The sequence below is a fragment of the Streptomyces sp. NPDC026500 genome (assembly GCF_055567635.1).
In genome coordinates this window covers 17646-34168 of sequence record NZ_JBVHQB010000035.1, presented here as the reverse complement: position 1 = coordinate 34168, position 16523 = coordinate 17646, and the positions used below count along the sequence as shown (strand labels likewise).

The window sequence follows — 16523 nt, the reverse complement described above, 5'->3', positions numbered from 1 at the left end:
GTGGCGTCACCGGTGGGCCGGGTGTGAGGGCGGATGTCCCACTCGAAGTGTGACCGTGTGCACAGAAGCGGTCCTCAGTCACGGAGGTCCCAGGTGGCAGGGGGTTCACCCCCGGCGATCCGGCGCAGGACGTCCATCCGCAGGAGCACCATCGTCCGCCGGCCCGTCAGCACCACGTCCCGCTCCCGGAGCTCCTTCAGGAGGCGCTGGACCATCTCCCGGGACGCCCCCACGGAGCCCGCCAGCTCCTGCTTGCTCAGGGGGACCGAGAGTTCGGTGCCCTCCTCGGTGCGGTGGCCGTTCGTGCGGGCCAGGTCGAGGAGGAGCGCCGCGAAGCGCTCGCGGACGCTCATGGAGGCGAATTCCAGGCGGCGGCGGTCGGCGGCGCGGGTGCGGTCGGAGGTGAGGCCGAGGAGGGCGAAGGAGACCGCGGGGGAGCGGGCGAGGAAGTCGTTGAAGTGTTCGCGTACGACCGCGACCGTGCGGACCGGTTCCAGCGCCGTCACCGTCGCGGAGCGCGGCCGGCCGGTGAGCGCGGCGGCCTCGCCGACGATGTCGCCCGGCCCGCGCAGCGCGAGCAGTGCCTCGTAGCCGTTGGCGGCGGACGCGGTCACCTTCGTCCAGCCGTGCGTCACGATCAGCACGTGCGAGGAGGGTTCGCTCTGGCGCAGGAGCACCATCCGGGGCGTGAAGGACAGCTCGCGCCCGAGCGACAGCAGCGCGGAGCGGTCCTCGCTCTCCAGGCGCGCCAGGAACGGCACCCGGTCGTCCAGGCTCTCGTCCCCGGCTAAGGGTGCAGCCGCCATGAGTCCATCCCCCGTCCCCCTATCGGCCCCGCGGCCGACGCACAGTGACCTATGCGCAGCAACCGGTCAACGTACTCACCCAGTGTGTGCGGTGCGCACGGAATCGGGACTTTGACCGCTGAACCGGTGACAAGCTGCGCCAGGCGTGAAGAGCCCCGAGAATGGATCGGGAGAAGTCCGGCGTGTCGGGCACCACGGCATTTGTTTTGACCGAAGTCCGTGAGGTAGGTACGCTCTTACCTTGTGCCTGGGGTGTGCCCTGGCTCTCGTGCGTGCCTTCAGACCGCAAGGAGAGCCGTAAGCGGCCACCGCAATCTGCGCCCTTTTCGCCTTGCGGCGAGAGTCTGCAGTATTCGACACACCCGACCGCGTGGGTCGGTGGCGTTCCAGGTTAGCTTCACCATTCGGCACACAGAAACCGGAGAAGTAGTGCCTACGATCCAGCAGCTGGTCCGGAAGGGCCGGCAGGACAAGGTCGAGAAGAACAAGACGCCCGCACTCGAGGGTTCGCCCCAGCGTCGTGGCGTCTGCACGCGTGTGTTCACGACCACCCCGAAGAAGCCGAACTCGGCCCTGCGTAAGGTCGCGCGTGTGCGTCTGACCAGCGGGATCGAGGTCACGGCTTACATTCCGGGTGAGGGACACAACCTGCAGGAGCACTCCATCGTGCTCGTGCGCGGCGGCCGTGTGAAGGACCTGCCGGGTGTTCGCTACAAGATCATCCGAGGCTCGCTCGACACCCAGGGTGTCAAGAACCGCAAGCAGGCCCGCAGCCGCTACGGCGCCAAGAAGGAGAAGTAGAAAATGCCTCGTAAGGGCCCCGCCCCGAAGCGCCCGGTCATCATCGACCCGGTCTACGGTTCCCCTCTGGTGACCTCCCTCATCAACAAGGTGCTGATGAACGGCAAGCGCTCCACCGCTGAGCGCATCGTTTACGGCGCCATGGAGGGTCTGCGTGAGAAGACGGGCAACGACCCGATCATCACGCTGAAGCGCGCGCTGGAGAACATCAAGCCCACGCTCGAAGTCAAGTCCCGCCGTGTCGGTGGTGCGACGTACCAGGTTCCGATCGAGGTCAAGCCCGGTCGCGCCAACACGCTCGCGCTGCGCTGGCTCGTCGGTTACTCCCGCGCCCGTCGCGAGAAGACCATGACCGAGCGTCTGCTCAACGAGCTTCTCGACGCCTCCAACGGCCTTGGTGCCGCTGTGAAGAAGCGTGAGGACACCCACAAGATGGCCGAGTCCAACAAGGCCTTCGCGCACTACCGCTGGTAGTCGCTACCCACATCGAGACCGAGAGAAGACTGAAGCCTTATGGCTACCACTTCACTTGACCTGGCCAGGGTCCGCAACATTGGGATCATGGCCCACATCGACGCGGGCAAGACGACCACCACCGAGCGGATCCTCTTCTACACCGGCGTCAGCTACAAGATCGGTGAAGTCCACGACGGCGCCGCCACCATGGACTGGATGGAGCAGGAGCAGGAGCGTGGCATCACGATCACCTCTGCTGCCACCACCTGTCACTGGCCGCTTGAGGACAACGACTACACGATCAACATCATCGACACCCCCGGGCACGTCGACTTCACGGTCGAGGTGGAGCGTTCGCTCCGCGTCCTCGACGGTGCCGTCACGGTGTTCGACGGTGTCGCCGGTGTCGAGCCGCAGTCCGAGACGGTGTGGCGTCAGGCCGACCGTTACGGCGTGCCGCGCATCTGCTTCGTGAACAAGCTCGACCGGACCGGCGCGGAGTTCCACCGCTGCGTCGACATGATCAAGGACCGCCTCGGTGCGGTTCCGCTGATCATGCAGCTTCCGATCGGTGCCGAGATGGACTTCAAGGGCGTTGTGGACCTGGTCCGCATGAAGGCGCTCGTGTGGTCCGCCGAGGCGGCGAAGGGCGAGATGTACGACGTCGTCGACATCCCGGCCACGCACGCAGAGGCTGCCGAGGAGTACCGCGGCAAGCTGGTCGAGGGCGTCGCGGAGCACGACGACGAGATCATGGAGCTGTTCCTGGAGGGCCAGGAGCCCACCGAGGAGCAGCTGTACGCCGCGATCCGTCGCATCACCATCGCGTCCGGCAAGTCCAAGGACGTCACGGTCACCCCGGTGTTCTGTGGCACCGCGTTCAAGAACAAGGGCGTCCAGCCCCTGCTCGACGCGGTCGTGCGCTACCTGCCGACCCCGCTCGACGTCGAGGCCATCGAAGGCCACGACGTGAAGGACCCCGAGCTGGTCGTCAAGCGCAAGCCGTCCGTGGACGAGCCGCTGTCCGCGCTCGCGTTCAAGATCATGAGCGACCCGCACCTGGGCAAGCTCACCTTCGTCCGGGTCTACTCGGGCCGCCTGGAGACTGGCACCGCGGTGCTGAACTCCGTCAAGGGCAAGAAGGAGCGCATCGGCAAGATCTACCGTATGCACGCGAACAAGCGTGAGGAGATCGACGCGGTGGGCGCCGGTGACATCGTCGCCGTCATGGGCCTGAAGCAGACCACCACCGGTGAGACGCTGTCCGACGACAAGAACCCGGTCATCCTGGAGTCCATGGACTTCCCGGCGCCGGTCATTCAGGTCGCCATCGAGCCCAAGTCCAAGGGTGACCAGGAGAAGCTGGGTGTCGCCATCCAGCGTCTCGCGGAGGAGGACCCCTCCTTCCACGTCCACTCGGACGAGGAGACGGGCCAGACCATCCTCGGCGGTATGGGCGAGCTGCACCTCGAGGTGCTGGTCGACCGTATGAAGCGCGAGTTCAAGGTCGAGGCCAACGTCGGCAAGCCGCAGGTCGCGTACCGCGAGACGATCCGCAAGGGCGTCGAGCGTCACGACTACACGCACAAGAAGCAGACCGGTGGTACCGGTCAGTTCGCCAAGGTGCAGATCGCGATCGAGCCCATCACCGAGACCGATGGTCCGGCGTACGAGTTCGTGAACAAGGTCACCGGTGGCCGTATCCCGCGGGAGTACATCCCGTCGGTGGACGCGGGTGCGCAGGAGGCCATGCAGTTCGGCATCCTGGCCGGCTACGAGATGACGGGCGTCCGCGTCATTCTTCTCGACGGTGGCTACCACGAGGTCGACTCCTCCGAGCTCGCCTTCAAGATCGCCGGTTCGCAGGCCTTCAAGGAGGCCGCGCGCAAGGCGTCCCCCGTGCTTCTTGAGCCGATGATGGCCGTCGAGGTCACCACGCCCGAGGACTACATGGGTGAGGTCATCGGCGACATCAACTCCCGCCGTGGTCAGATTCAGGCCATGGAGGAGCGGATGGGTGCCCGGATCGTCAAGGGTCTGGTGCCGCTCTCGGAGATGTTCGGCTACGTCGGAGACCTCCGCAGCAAGACCTCGGGTCGCGCAAGCTACTCGATGCAGTTCGACTCCTACGCCGAGGTTCCCAGGAACGTCGCCGAGGAGATCATCGCGAAGGCCAAGGGCGAGTAACACACCCCGTTTGCACGCTTTAGGCTTGACACCGACCGCCGGGGTTCTACCGGTAAGGGAAAATCCCGGCGGGCGGCATCCCAGCAAAGATCACCTGGCGCCGATGAGTAAGGCGTACCAGAACCACTCCGCAGGAGGACCCCAGTGGCGAAGGCAAAGTTCGAGCGGACTAAGCCGCACGTCAACATCGGCACCATCGGTCACATCGACCACGGTAAGACGACCCTCACGGCCGCCATTACCAAGGTGCTGCACGACGCGTACCCGGACCTGAACGAGGCTTCGGCCTTCGACCAGATCGACAAGGCTCCCGAGGAGCGCCAGCGCGGTATCACGATCTCGATCGCGCACGTCGAGTACCAGACGGAGGGCCGTCACTACGCCCACGTCGACTGCCCCGGTCACGCGGACTACATCAAGAACATGATCACGGGTGCGGCGCAGATGGACGGCGCCATCCTCGTCGTCGCCGCGACCGACGGCCCGATGCCGCAGACCAAGGAGCACGTGCTCCTGGCCCGCCAGGTCGGCGTTCCGTACATCGTCGTCGCCCTGAACAAGGCCGACATGGTGGACGACGAGGAGATCCTGGAGCTCGTCGAGCTCGAGGTCCGTGAGCTCCTCTCCGAGTACGAGTTCCCGGGCGACGACCTTCCGGTCGTCAAGGTCTCGGCGCTCAAGGCGCTCGAGGGCGACAAGGAGTGGGGCCAGACCGTTCTGGACCTCATGGCCGCCGTCGACGAGGCGATCCCGACCCCGCCGCGTGACACCGAGAAGCCGTTCCTCATGCCCGTCGAGGACGTCTTCACGATCACCGGTCGCGGTACGGTCGTCACCGGCCGTATCGAGCGTGGTGTCCTGAAGGTCAACGAGACCGTTGACATCATCGGCATCAAGCAGGACAAGACCACCACCACGGTCACCGGCATCGAGATGTTCCGCAAGCTGCTCGACGAGGGCCAGGCCGGTGAGAACGTCGGTCTGCTCCTCCGTGGCATCAAGCGCGAGGACGTCGAGCGCGGCCAGGTCATCATCAAGCCCGGTTCGGTCACGCCGCACACCGAGTTCGAGGCCCAGGCCTACATCCTGTCCAAGGACGAGGGTGGCCGCCACACGCCGTTCTTCAACAACTACCGTCCGCAGTTCTACTTCCGTACGACTGACGTGACCGGTGTTGTGACCCTCCCCGAGGGCACGGAGATGGTCATGCCGGGCGACAACACTGAGATGACCGTTTCGCTCATCCAGCCCGTCGCCATGGAAGAGGGCCTGAAGTTCGCCATCCGTGAGGGTGGCCGGACCGTGGGCGCCGGCCAGGTCACCAAGATCAACAAGTAATTGTTGACCGTATGACCTGGTAGCTCCTTCCAGAGCTCCAGAGAGGGCCCGTACGACTTCGGTCGTACGGGCCCTCTCGCTGTGTCCGTGACCCGTGACCCGTGACCCGTGCCTCGTCATTTGTCAGCCGTCGGCGCCGATGGCTGCGGGACCGGGAACCGTCACTGCATGTTCTGCACATGCGGATGGTCGTACGAGGCCGTGCACACGTAGATCTGCAGGTTGTAGCCGCGTCCGATGTTCAGCCGGGTGGCGCAGGCCGGCCCGAGGAAGTGCAGACCTGCGTAGCCGGCGTCCTCGACAGGGCACCAGCTGCCGTTGCCGCCGTCCCATTCGACGCCGTCGATCGTGAGCAGCGGGCGCACGTCCGCGCCGCACTCGGAGCAGGCCATGGGGAACGGGTCGCTGAAACTCCAGGGCGGGTGGCCTCCGAGTTTGCATCCGGGGGCGACGCTGAGGTCGTACTGGTAGTACACGACGCCGATGTCGTCCAGCTCCTCCGGGTTCTGTTCCACCTCCCACTCCTCGATCCGCTCCGCCAGATCCTCCGGCAGCTCGTGCGGGGCCGGGTACTCGGTGACCGTCTCCGGGTGCAGGACGCAGGGCTCGGGGAGATAGTCGCTGTTGCCGATGACCGACGGCTGAGGGGCGGCCGCGAGGAGTCCGGTGACGTCGCTGGAAGCCCGCCAGTGCAGTCGGACCTTGGGGAGGTAGTCCTCGGCATGGTCGAAAGGGCACCACAACAACTGGAGCAGGTCGGTACCGGCGGGGCGGGGCAGCGCGGGTATGTCACCGGCGTACAGCTGGACCACGGGGATCAGCGGGACCGGCCCGTCCTGGGCGATGCGCGCACGGGCGGAGCCACGGTCGACGATCAGCCGCTCCTCGGGAGTGAGCAGGTCGGCGCCCTCGGCCCGCGGCCGCGCCCAGGCCTCGGCGAGAACGCGCCGCCTCAGCAGTACGTCGTCGGGGACGACACCGCGGTGTGAGGGGCCGGTGTGATCCGGGCAGGTGGGCCAGGGCTCATCGACGGGCCACAGCAGAGGGCCGCCGATCGAACTGTCGGCGGCGGTGGGCGCGCCGGGACGGGGGTGCAGTCGGACCGCGGTACGAGCCAGTGGCGCCAACTCGGGGAAGAGAGCGGTGACTTCGAGGGGTCGGGGTGGAGTGGTGCGGGGCATGGGGTGAGGTTACGGGGGAGAGGTCGCCCGCCTGCCGAAGGGGGCTTCCCGGGGGTGCAGCCGCCAGGCCGGGGGAGCGTGCCGTTCGTCGGCCTGGCTAGCTCCTGTAGCGCGGCAGGTTCCGGGTCGAGATGGTCCACTCGGCGATGGTGACGTCCTCGCCGTAGACGAAGTCCTTGCGGGTCGCGTAACGCGGGCCCTCGGGAGTGGCGTGGATGTCGCCGAGGACGGCGCCCGTGCCGGTGCGGGGGTCGAAGACGGCGTAGACGGGGATGCCGAGCAGCGGGTAGTCGCGCATTTTGCCGATCCAGTCGTTGTCCGGGTTGGAACGGGAGACGACCTCGACGGCGGCGATAACGGCGCGTGGATCGATCGAGGCCTCGGTGTCCAGATCGGTCCAGGCGATCACCATGACGTCGGGGTGGCGCATGATGCCTTCGGGTTCGTTCTCCACGTCCGGGGTGCCGTTGTGGGCCAGTAGCTCGTCCGGCATGACCTTCTCCAGCCGACGGCTGATATGCGCTGCCGTGACCTCGTGCGGCCCTCCCGGCGACATCATGTCGTGGACGATCCCTTCCCTGGTGATCTCGAATTTGCCGGGGAGAGTGTCATCCATGGACTGAACGAAGCCCCTCATGGTCCGGTACAGGTGGGAGGCGCCCTGCTGCGCGTCGTCCGGGGCGATGGTCATGGCGCTCGCTCCTCGTCTGTGCCCGGGGGCAAGGATCGTCACCTTCATGCTAGGCGGCCTCCAGGGGAACGGATCGGCAGTCGCGGCAGCGGCCGGGGTCCGGGGAACGGAAGGCGCGGTCGCAGCCGTCGCAATTCTGGAGAGGGTGCGGTTGCGAGCGCTGTGGGTGTGATCGCGTGATAGGCGGGGAGGAGGCGGGCAGCCGCGGTGGCAGCAGTTCGGTGAGGCGGTGGGCCAGGAGGGACGCCGGGTAGTGCAGACGCTCGCGGGGGAGGCCGCCTGCCAGGGTGAGGCGTACGGCTTCGGAGGCGGCGCCGCGTTCCAGCCAAGCCGCGACGGCCGGGGCGAGACGATGTACGTCGCGCTCCGCGAGCAGCAGGCGCGGGTCCTCGCGGTGCAGGCTCGCGAGGAGTGCGGTGGCTGCGCGGTCCCGGTCCGGGTTGTCGGTGTCGGGGGTGGGGAGAGGACGCTTCGGCGCTGGTGCCGGCCTGAATGCGGGTGTCGGTGTAGGCGTGGCCACGGATGAGGGCGCCTGCGACACGGGGATTACGGGGGCGGAGTTCGGCCCGGGTGCTGGTCCTGGTTCCGGGTCGGGAGAGGGAGCCTGGATGGGGGCCGGCTCATGAACCGGCACGGGTGCGGGCGGGAGTTCGGGCACTTGCACGGGGTCGGGCGCGGGCGGCTGGACTGCCGGCTCGACGAGCCCGTGCGGCTGGTTGTACGACAGCGTGTGCGTGACGATCTGGCCGCTCGGCAGCCGCTCCCGCCTCCGGGACAGATAGCCGTGCGCCTCCAACTCCCGCAGGGCCGCCGCGATCCGCATCTCGCCCTCGGGCAGGCGCGCGGCGAGCGACTTGATGTCCACGCGGGCGCCCTCGGGCAGCGACTGGATGTGCAAGGCGAGCCCTCTCGCGCTGAGGGTCAGCTCGCGGTGCTGAGCGAGGTGGTTGCCGACCACCGTGAAACGGGTGGAGTGGCGGACGTTGATGTGAGTGACACCCCGCGGAATGCGGGGCTGGGCGCACGAGGGCGCGCTAAGGTTCTGGGAACCCATCGGGAAGCTCGTTTCTTCCTCGTTGGTCAGGCCCTCGATCGGGATGCCAGTCCCGGCCGGGGGCCGTCGCATGTCTGCGATTGCTGTGGTGACAGCGCGTTGGAGCGACGCCGTGATGCCCTGATGCCCTGATGTCCTGGGGGCACTCGTACGCTGTCGCGGCGAGCATATGCCTGCCAACGGGCGGAAAATCCAGCTCAGTCAGCAATCATCACCCTTGCGAGTGATGTGCTACCTGTGGGTGGACAGGTGGGGTTGGGAGGTTTTTCTTCCTCCGGCTTTAAAGGCTTTTGATGTCGTGCGGCGCCGAGACGTCGATCACCGGGACGTTGAAAACCGCGATCCGGTGGCGGGGATGGCCAGTTCGGCCCAGACGGTCTTGCGCGGGGCGGGTCCGGGCGTCACGCCCCAGCGGTCGGCGAGGGTCGCCACGAGAAGCAGACCGCGACCGCGCTCGACATCGGAGTCGGCCGCCAGGGCTCGGGGGAGCCGGTCGCCCCGCGTGTCGGTCACCTCGACGCGGAGGGTGTCGCCGACGACGTACAGGGTCAGCCGGAAGTCCCGTCCGGGCACGTGTCCGTGGGTCGCCGCGTTGGCCGCGAGCTCGGCGACGATCTGATCGGCCGGGCTCAACGGGATCTCCCAGGAACGGAGTTGCTCGACGGCCAGCAACCGGGCCAGGCGGGCACCGCGTGGCGTGGGGGACAGCAGCACGCTGAAGTTGCTGACGGGTTCGACGAGTTGGTCGCCGGGGCGGTCGGTTTCGCGGTTCATGTCACTCAGCGTGGCGAACTCTGACTACCGTCAGCTGCGATGGCGCCTGTGCGTACAGGGATTGTCCGGTCGCTGTCCTGATCTGTCCCGGCTGTCCCGAGTGCCGTACGGGAACGGTGGGCGTTGGAGGTGGGTGGGCATGAACAGCGAGAGCGCGGACGAGTCAGGGTGGGACGTCAGCCCCGAGGACGAGATCGCTCCGGTGGTGGAGTCGACCGGCCGCCAGGTCAGGCTCTGGCGCGAGGCCGCAGGGATGCGGGTGGTCGAGTTCGGGCGGGCGATCGGGTACGGGGAGGACCTGGTCCGCAAGGTGGAGCGCGGGGCGCGGATTCCGCGGGCGGACTTCCTGGACCGGGCGGACGAGGTCCTGAACGCCGGCGGCCGTCTCAAGGCGTTCAAGGAGGACATGGAGAAGGCCCGCTACCCGAAGAAGGTGCGCGAGCTGAAGATGCTGGAGGAGCGGGCGGTCGAGCTGCTGCTGTACAGCAACCACAACATCCATGGGTTGTTGCAGACGGCGGAGTACGCACGGGCGTTGTTCGATACGTGGAGGCCCACGCTGTCGCCGGATGAGTTGGAGCGGGCGGTAGCCGCGCGATTGGCCAGGCAGACTATTTTCGACCGGTCGCCGGCAACGGAACTCAGCTTCGTCCAGGAAGAGGTAACGCTGAGGCGTCCGGTCGGAGGCACAATGGTGCTACGCCGCCAACTCGAACACATGCTGGAGATGGCACAGTTGGCACACGTCGAACTCCAGGTGATGCCTACTGCTCGCGCTGACCATCCTGGTGCGGCCGGGCGGATCCAGGTGTTGAAGTTCGGGGACGGCACGGCCGTGGGACGTACCGACGACGAGTTCAGCGGGCGCCCGGTCTCCGACCCGAGGCAGCTCCGGATTCTTGAACTGCGGTACGGCATCATCCGGGCCCAAGCTCTCTCACCGGGGGAGTCGCTGGCCTTCATCGAGCAGGCGCTGGGAGAGACATGATCAGAGAGACCTTCTCCGGGGACGCTTCCGACCTGTACTGGTTCAAGAGCAGCTACAGCGACAGCAGCAATCCCAGTGACTGCGTCGAGGTTGCCCTGGAGTGGTTCAAAAGCAGCCACAGCAGCAGCGCTGAAGCCGGTGACTGCGTCGAGATAGCCCCCACCCCCACCAAGATCCACCTCCGCGACTCCAAGAACCCCCAGGGCCCCCGCCTCACCTTCGCCCCCACCACATGGGCAGCCTTCCTCCCGTACGCCGCTCAGGTATGAGTCAGGAGAACAGCTCGCAGTGGTCTGCGCAGACGGACCACGTCCATGCGCCGATCTCGGAAACGGGACTCGGCTATGACGTGTTCGCCCCGCTGTGGGGGATTCTGGAGCTGGGCGCGGTGAGGGAATCGGGGGCACTGGCTCTGCGGGATGTGTCCCTCGCCGGTTTCGTGGCGGCTCACCGGAATGAGATCGATCGACTCCTCGCACTGATTCGAGACGTCGGCGACTTCTCTCCCGAGACGATGGCCATCTTCGAGGGTCAGGGAGGATGGAACGACGGCCGCGAGGTGACAGTCGAGTACCTGACGATGTACTCGGGATGCATCGAAAGCTACCCTCCCGAGATCGATGCCCCAGCCGTACTACGGCGCATGGTTCGCATGGGCGGGGACCTCCAACTGGTCACCTTCATGGACGCTTTGGTGGGAACTGCCACGGTGAGAGGCCCTGGTCCTGACGCGGCTGTGCCTCTGGTCGTCGATGCCGTGCGGACGGCGGGATCGTTGCTCGGTGTCCAGAGCGACCGGGCCGCGGCGGACGCCTTCCGGATGTGGCGCGTCACGTTCTTGCCGGACATCATGCGCCCCGACTCACCTTCGAGCGCTGAGGACAAGGCCCAGCTGAGGGCGTACGCCCATGGCCTGGAGGACGCGATCGATCCGTATGCGTGAGTCGCGTCCGACGTCGAAGCGGTCCATGGAACAGCCGAGTTGGGCGCCGGGCCCAGCGGCGACCTGATCCCCGCATGTCGTCGCCCTCGGGTAAATTCGCTGATGCGTACGAGAGTTACTGAGGCGAACGTGACGGGGGTTGCGGCGTGGCGGGGAATCGGCCGACGGATTGGCATGTCCTGGATCTGGACAAGGACCCCACGCCGGGGGACCCGGACCGGGTGCGGAGCCTGTCCAAGAATCTGCACGACTTCGCCGACGACGTGTCAGACGCGCTCCGTCTGATCAAGGGGATGGCGGACGAGGACGCGGTTCTGCAGTGGGCTGGGAAGTCGGCGAAGGCGTTCCAGGACGAGTTCTCGAGTGTGCCGAAGCAGCTGAAGAAGCTGAAGAAGTCGTACGAGATGGCGGGGGACGCGCTCGCCGACTACTGGCCGAAGCTGGAGCGCGCGCAGGCCCTGGCGGACAAGGCGCTCGCCAAGGGCCGCGAGGCCCAGTCCGACCTGACCTCCGCCAAGTCCCGTCTGTCGTCGGCTGATTCGTGGGTGACGAAGGCCGGCAAGGAAGCGGACAAGTACAAGGACGATCCGACCGGCAGCAAGGACGCGGAGAAGCCGGACGAGGCGAAGGTGCGGGCCGCGACCCGGGACGCTCAGCACGCGAAGTCGGCGCAGACCTCGGCTCAGTCGGATGTGACGAACGCGAACAGTGCGCTGGACGCGGCGAAGAAGATGGCGGCGGATGCCCGCAAGATGCGGGAGGAGGCCGCGCGGGACGCGAAGTCGAAGATCGACGAGGCGTCGGACGCCGGTATCCACAACCGGAAGTGGTGGGAGGAGGTCGGGGACTGGTTCTCCGACAACTGGGACACCATCGTCGCGGTCTGCAAGGTCGTTGTCGCGGTCGTGGGGATCATCGCGATGATCATCGGGGGGCCGATCCTCGGCGCGATCGTGCTGATCGCCGCGCTGGTCGTCCTCGCCGACACGCTCAATAAATACGCGAAGGGCCAGGCCTCCCTATGGGACGTGGGCTTCGCGGCGCTGGACTGCATACCCATGATGAAGGGGATCACTACCCTCGGCGGGCTGGCCAAGGGCCTCAAGGGCGGCCTGGCGGCGATGAAGGAGCTCAAGTTCGGCCTCAAAGGCATGGGACTTGCAGCGCGTGGCCTGGGCAAGAACGGCGCGCAGCGCATGAAGGACCTCTTCAAGGGGCTGCGTTCGGGGGCTGAGGACGAGGCCAAGGCGGGCAAGGCCATGGAGGGCCGCTGCAAAGGCGGCGACCCCGTCGACATGATTACCGGCGAGATGCTGATGTCCCACACGGACGTCCGTCTGCCGGGCCTGCTCCCCCTGGTGGTCGAGCGCCACCACGTTTCGAGCTTCCGCTCCGGGCACTGGTTCGGTCCCGCGTGGATGTCGACCTTCGACGAGCGCCTCGAACTCGATGGCGAGGGTGCCGTCTGTGCGAGTGCGGACGGCATGCTCCAGGTCTACCCGGTGCCGGAGCCCGGCAGCCCGGTACTGCCGAGCCATGGTCCGAGGCGCCCACTGACCTGGGACGGAACCCCCGGCGGCACGGTTACGATCAGCGACCCCTTCACGGGCCTGACCCGGCACTACGGTCCCGCGCTCGTCACGGATTCCCCCGATGCCAGCAGCGGAGCGGCGGTCGTGCTCCCGCTCAATGCCGTCACCGACCCCAACGGGCAGCGGCTCGACTTCCGACGAACTGTCGAGGGCACGCCCGTCACGATCCGTCATTCCGGCGGTTACGAGCTCGCCGTCGACACCGAAGACGGCCGGATCACGACTCTGCGTCTCCTGGACTCCACCGACAGCGCGACGGGCCCCCGCCCCGGCACGGTCCTGCGTAGGTACCTCTATGAGGATCCCGAGCGTCATCTCACCGCGATCGCCGACTCCGCCGGCCGCCCCTACCGGCTGACGTACGACGAACTCGGCCGCATAACGTCCTGGACCGACCGGAACGACCGCTGGTACCGCTACGCATACGACGGCGCCACCGACCGCGTGGCGCACGGCACCGGGCAGGACGGCGCCATGTCCGCCCAGTTCGCGTATGACGACGTGTGGCGCGTCACCACGATGACCGACAGTCTCAGCCACCGCACCGAGTACCACTACGACGAGCGACTCCACCTCACTCGCGTCGTCGACCCGTTGGGCTTCGTAGTGCAGACCGAGCACGACGACTACGGACGGCTGCTGTCCCGTACCGACGAGCTGGGCAACACGACACGCTTCACGCTGGACGCGCACGGCCAGCCGGTGCGCTTGGACCGGCCGGACGGCACCAGCGTCCACGTGGCGTACGACGACTTCCTGCCGGTCTTCGTCACGGAAGCCGACGGCGCTCGCTGGGAGCGGGCGTACGACGACCGGGGCAACCTGCTCACCCGTACCGACCCGCTGGGCGCGGTGAGTTCGTACACATACGACGAACGCGGGCACAGGATCGCGGAGACCGACGCGCTGGGCAACACGTTCCGGTTCGACACCGATGGGACTGGGCTTCCGGTGCGGGTCGTCGATCCGCGTGGCAGCGTCGTCACCGTACAGAGGGACGCCTGTGGCCGCGTCGTGCGCATAGATGACCCTGTTGGCGGGACCGTCCGCCAGGGCTGGGACTCGGAGGGCCTGCTGCTGTGGCGGGAGCGCTCCGACGGCGGCCGGGACACCTGGTCGTACGACGCGGAGGGCAACCTCACCGAGCACTGTGCCGCAGGCGGATTCTCCACCGCCTTCGAGTACGGGGCGTTCGACCGGCCTACTGCCAGGACCGACCCGGACGGCACCCGCTACCGCTTCACTCACGACACCGAGATGCGGCTCACCACCGTGACCAATCCGCTTGGCGACGAGTGGAGTTACCGCTACGACGCGGCGGGCTGCCTGATCGGTGAGACGGACTTCAACGGCCGCACGCTCACCTATGTCTGCGACCCGACCGGCCGCCAGGTCGAGCGGACGAACGGCAGCGGCCAGACGGTGCGGATGATCCGTAGCGTTGAGGGCCGAGTGGTGACGTCGCGCACCGGCGACGGCGCGGTGACCTCGTTGCGCTACGACGCGGCAGGACGCCTGGTCGAGGCCGCGAGCCCCGGCAGCACGGTCACCTACGGGTACGACGCGGTGGGCCGGATTCTCGCCGAGACCGTCGACGGCCGGACCGTCACGAGCGCATACGACCAGCTGGGCCGACGGCTGCGGCGGACGACGCCGTCCGGCGCGACTTCGCACTGGTCGTACGACTCCGCGGGTCTGCCCACCGGGCTCGTCACCGCGGGAGGCGAGTTGACCTTCACGCACGACGCGGCCGGCCGGGAAACCGCCCGCGGCTTGGGCCGCGGCGCCACACTGACGCAGTCCTGGGACTCCGGCCACCGTCTCGTCGAACAGATCATCCGGTCGGGGACCGCCGGCGACGGCGAATCCGGCGTCGCGACCGTGCGGCAGTCCCGCTCCTACCGCTACCGCGCGGACGGTCACCTGACCGAGATCGCCGACAGGCTCGGCGGCACCCGCAGGTTCGACCTCGATCGCGCGGGCCGCGTCACGCGGGTTTCGGCCGAGACCTGGACCGAGTCCTACGCCTACGACGCCCTGGGCAACCTCACCGCCTCCGGCCACCCGGCCCCTGGCGGAGAGGACGCTCAGGGCCCGGCACGGCACTCCGGGACGATGGTCGATGCGGCGGGCCGCACAGCGTACGAGCACGACGCCCAAGGGCGCGTCGCCCGCGTGATCCGGCGGACGTTGTCCGGGCTGCGCCGGATCTGGACGTTCACCTGGGACGCCGAGGACCGGCTCACCGAGGCGGCGACGCCCAACAGCGGTGTATGGCGGTACCGCTACGACGCGCTCGGCCGGCGCACCGCCAAGGTCCGTGTGGAAGCGGACGGTTCGGTCGCCGACGAGATCCTCTTCACCTGGGACGGCACCAACCTCGCGGAGCAGCAGTCGCTCCGCGCCGACGTGGTGGAGACCGACACCTGGGACTGGGAGCCGGGCACCCACCGCGCGGCCGCCCAGGTCCGCAGCCGGTGGTGCACCGACGACCCGGACGACGTCGACCGGCAGTTCTACGCGATCATCACCGACCTGGTCGGCACGCCCAGCGAGCTAGTCGGCGAGGACGGGACGATCGCCTGGCGGGCCGCCACCAGTCTGTGGGGAAGGCCCCTGGCCGGCGCCGACGACGGCCTGTGCCCTCTGGCCTTCCCGGGCCAGTACCGCGACCCGGAAACCGGGCTGCACTACAACCTGTCCCGCTACTACGACCCGGACACCGCGAGCTACCTCTCACCCGACCCACTCGGCCTGGTCCCCGCCCCGAACCACCACGCCTACGTCGACAATCCCTTGCGCTGGAGCGACCCGCTCGGCCTGGAGGGCGACGAGCCGGTTCGTATCTATGACGACTCTTCATACACCAAGCATGGTTCGGGCAGCAGTTCGTCGGCTAAGGGCGAGATCGGGCGGGCGCCCGCGAACGGTCAGGCTGCGTTGGACCGATCCATACCGTTGGGAGACCCGAACAATCCGGCCAAATTCCGGCGGCTTGGCGTGGATCATGCCAACAACGAGATCGTGGTTCTCGATCGGCACCACTACGAGACCAACAAGGACGGCAACATCGTCAAGGAGATCTACCATGGCCATGTCCAGGGCAAGTACCCATCGGACAGCATCACGGAAGGTGATCTGAACAAGTTGAAAAAGAAGGGAATGATCAACAACACCAAGAAGCAGAAAGTCCTCCCGCCACCGTGCGACTGATTACGGACAGAAGGAAGTCGGACATGGTGTCGAAGTGGGACTGGGAAAGCGGCGAGGGCGTGGCACATATAGACGACCCCGCCGAGGTTGACGCCGCGTTCGAGCGGGGTGAGTGGCCTCTGGGATCAGCGGTGATCGGGTTGGCCTTCAACTGCACTCTGGAGGAGGCGTCGCCGCGGATCGTCAGGGCGATGCAGCTGCCGGATCTCGCTCAACGCGGGTTCGCGTTCACCGCGGCCGCTGTCGCGGCGCGGATCAACGGCCGACTGACCCCCGAGCTGTACGCCGCACTGCGCGCGGAGGGCCCCAGGAGCATCGCCGAGTACGCCATCAAGGACACCTTGACCTTCGTGCCGTTCCGGGAGCTGCCTCCGCGATTCAAATGGTGGAAGGTCCGGTCGCGGGTGCGGAACAAGCTGGAGAGTTGGTGGCTGCGATCGGCGGAGACAGTCGAAGACGCCTGGCGGGCGCTGCGCCGGCGGCGCTGACAGGGGGGAGT

At 67.4% G+C, this 16523-nt stretch carries 14 protein-coding genes; 9 read left to right on the top strand and 5 right to left on the bottom strand.

Translation table 11 applies throughout. From position 1 onward, the window contains the following. Window positions 1–74 precede the first annotated feature (74 nt). Window positions 75–806 (bottom strand): Crp/Fnr family transcriptional regulator, encoded by a 732-nt coding sequence (locus ACZ4N5_RS39185; protein WP_467761758.1) that lies wholly within the window; start codon window positions 804–806, stop codon window positions 75–77. A 429-nt stretch (window positions 807–1235) separates the two neighbouring features. Between ACZ4N5_RS39185 and rpsL the strand changes: the two genes are divergently transcribed. From rpsL to tuf, 4 genes are all read left to right on the top strand, one after another. Beyond that, on the top strand, window positions 1236–1607 hold the full coding sequence (rpsL, locus tag ACZ4N5_RS39180) for a 30S ribosomal protein S12 (RefSeq protein WP_003948652.1): 372 nt from the start codon (window positions 1236–1238) through the stop codon (window positions 1605–1607). A gap of 3 nt (window positions 1608–1610) precedes the next feature. Beyond that, window positions 1611–2081 carry a 30S ribosomal protein S7 gene (gene rpsG, locus ACZ4N5_RS39175; protein ID WP_181650348.1) on the top strand — a complete coding sequence of 157 codons (471 nt, stop codon included), beginning with the start codon at window positions 1611–1613 and terminating at the stop codon, window positions 2079–2081. A gap of 39 nt (window positions 2082–2120) precedes the next feature. Further along, a complete protein-coding gene (gene fusA, locus ACZ4N5_RS39170; RefSeq protein WP_467761757.1) occupies window positions 2121–4250 on the top strand; it encodes an elongation factor G in 2130 nt (709 codons plus the stop codon). 144 nt (window positions 4251–4394) lie between these two features. Further along, a complete protein-coding gene (tuf, locus tag ACZ4N5_RS39165) occupies window positions 4395–5588 on the top strand; it encodes an elongation factor Tu (protein ID WP_389076425.1) in 1194 nt (397 codons plus the stop codon). Window positions 5589–5749: 161 nt separating this feature from the next. Here the strand turns inward: tuf and ACZ4N5_RS39160 are convergent, their stop codons facing one another. From ACZ4N5_RS39160 to ACZ4N5_RS39145, 4 genes are all read right to left on the bottom strand, one after another. Then, complete coding sequence (locus ACZ4N5_RS39160; protein ID WP_467761756.1) at window positions 5750–6769, bottom strand: hypothetical protein; 1020 nt, start codon at window positions 6767–6769, stop codon at window positions 5750–5752. A gap of 97 nt (window positions 6770–6866) precedes the next feature. Then, complete coding sequence (locus tag ACZ4N5_RS39155) at window positions 6867–7460, bottom strand: Uma2 family endonuclease (RefSeq protein ID WP_467761755.1); 594 nt, start codon at window positions 7458–7460, stop codon at window positions 6867–6869. Between the two features lie 49 nt (window positions 7461–7509). Next, on the bottom strand, window positions 7510–8514 hold the full coding sequence (locus ACZ4N5_RS39150) for a helix-turn-helix domain-containing protein (protein ID WP_467761777.1): 1005 nt from the start codon (window positions 8512–8514) through the stop codon (window positions 7510–7512). 318 nt (window positions 8515–8832) lie between these two features. After that, window positions 8833–9288 (bottom strand): ATP-binding protein, encoded by a 456-nt coding sequence (locus tag ACZ4N5_RS39145; protein ID WP_467761754.1) that lies wholly within the window; start codon window positions 9286–9288, stop codon window positions 8833–8835. Between the two features lie 139 nt (window positions 9289–9427). Between ACZ4N5_RS39145 and ACZ4N5_RS39140 the strand changes: the two genes are divergently transcribed. The 5 genes from ACZ4N5_RS39140 to ACZ4N5_RS39120 all read left to right on the top strand — a co-directional run bounded on the left by ACZ4N5_RS39140 (window position 9428) and on the right by ACZ4N5_RS39120 (window position 16512). After that, window positions 9428–10276: a helix-turn-helix domain-containing protein gene (locus ACZ4N5_RS39140; protein ID WP_467761753.1), complete on the top strand. Its 849-nt coding sequence runs from the start codon at window positions 9428–9430 to the stop codon at window positions 10274–10276. Beyond that, a complete protein-coding gene (locus ACZ4N5_RS39135; RefSeq protein WP_467761752.1) occupies window positions 10273–10545 on the top strand; it encodes a DUF397 domain-containing protein in 273 nt (90 codons plus the stop codon). The genes ACZ4N5_RS39140 and ACZ4N5_RS39135 overlap by 4 nt, the downstream gene beginning before the upstream one ends. Continuing rightward, window positions 10542–11219, top strand: a complete 678-nt coding sequence (locus ACZ4N5_RS39130; protein WP_467761751.1) for a hypothetical protein — start codon at window positions 10542–10544, stop codon at window positions 11217–11219. The genes ACZ4N5_RS39135 and ACZ4N5_RS39130 overlap by 4 nt, the downstream gene beginning before the upstream one ends. A 146-nt stretch (window positions 11220–11365) precedes the next feature. Beyond that, the gene (locus ACZ4N5_RS39125) at window positions 11366–16024 is read left to right on the top strand and encodes a DUF6531 domain-containing protein (RefSeq protein WP_467761750.1); all 4659 of its coding nucleotides are present in this window, start codon (window positions 11366–11368) and stop codon (window positions 16022–16024) included. 23 nt (window positions 16025–16047) lie between these two features. Beyond that, window positions 16048–16512, top strand: a complete 465-nt coding sequence (locus ACZ4N5_RS39120) for a hypothetical protein (RefSeq protein ID WP_467761749.1) — start codon at window positions 16048–16050, stop codon at window positions 16510–16512. Window positions 16513–16523: the final 11 nt, after the last annotated feature.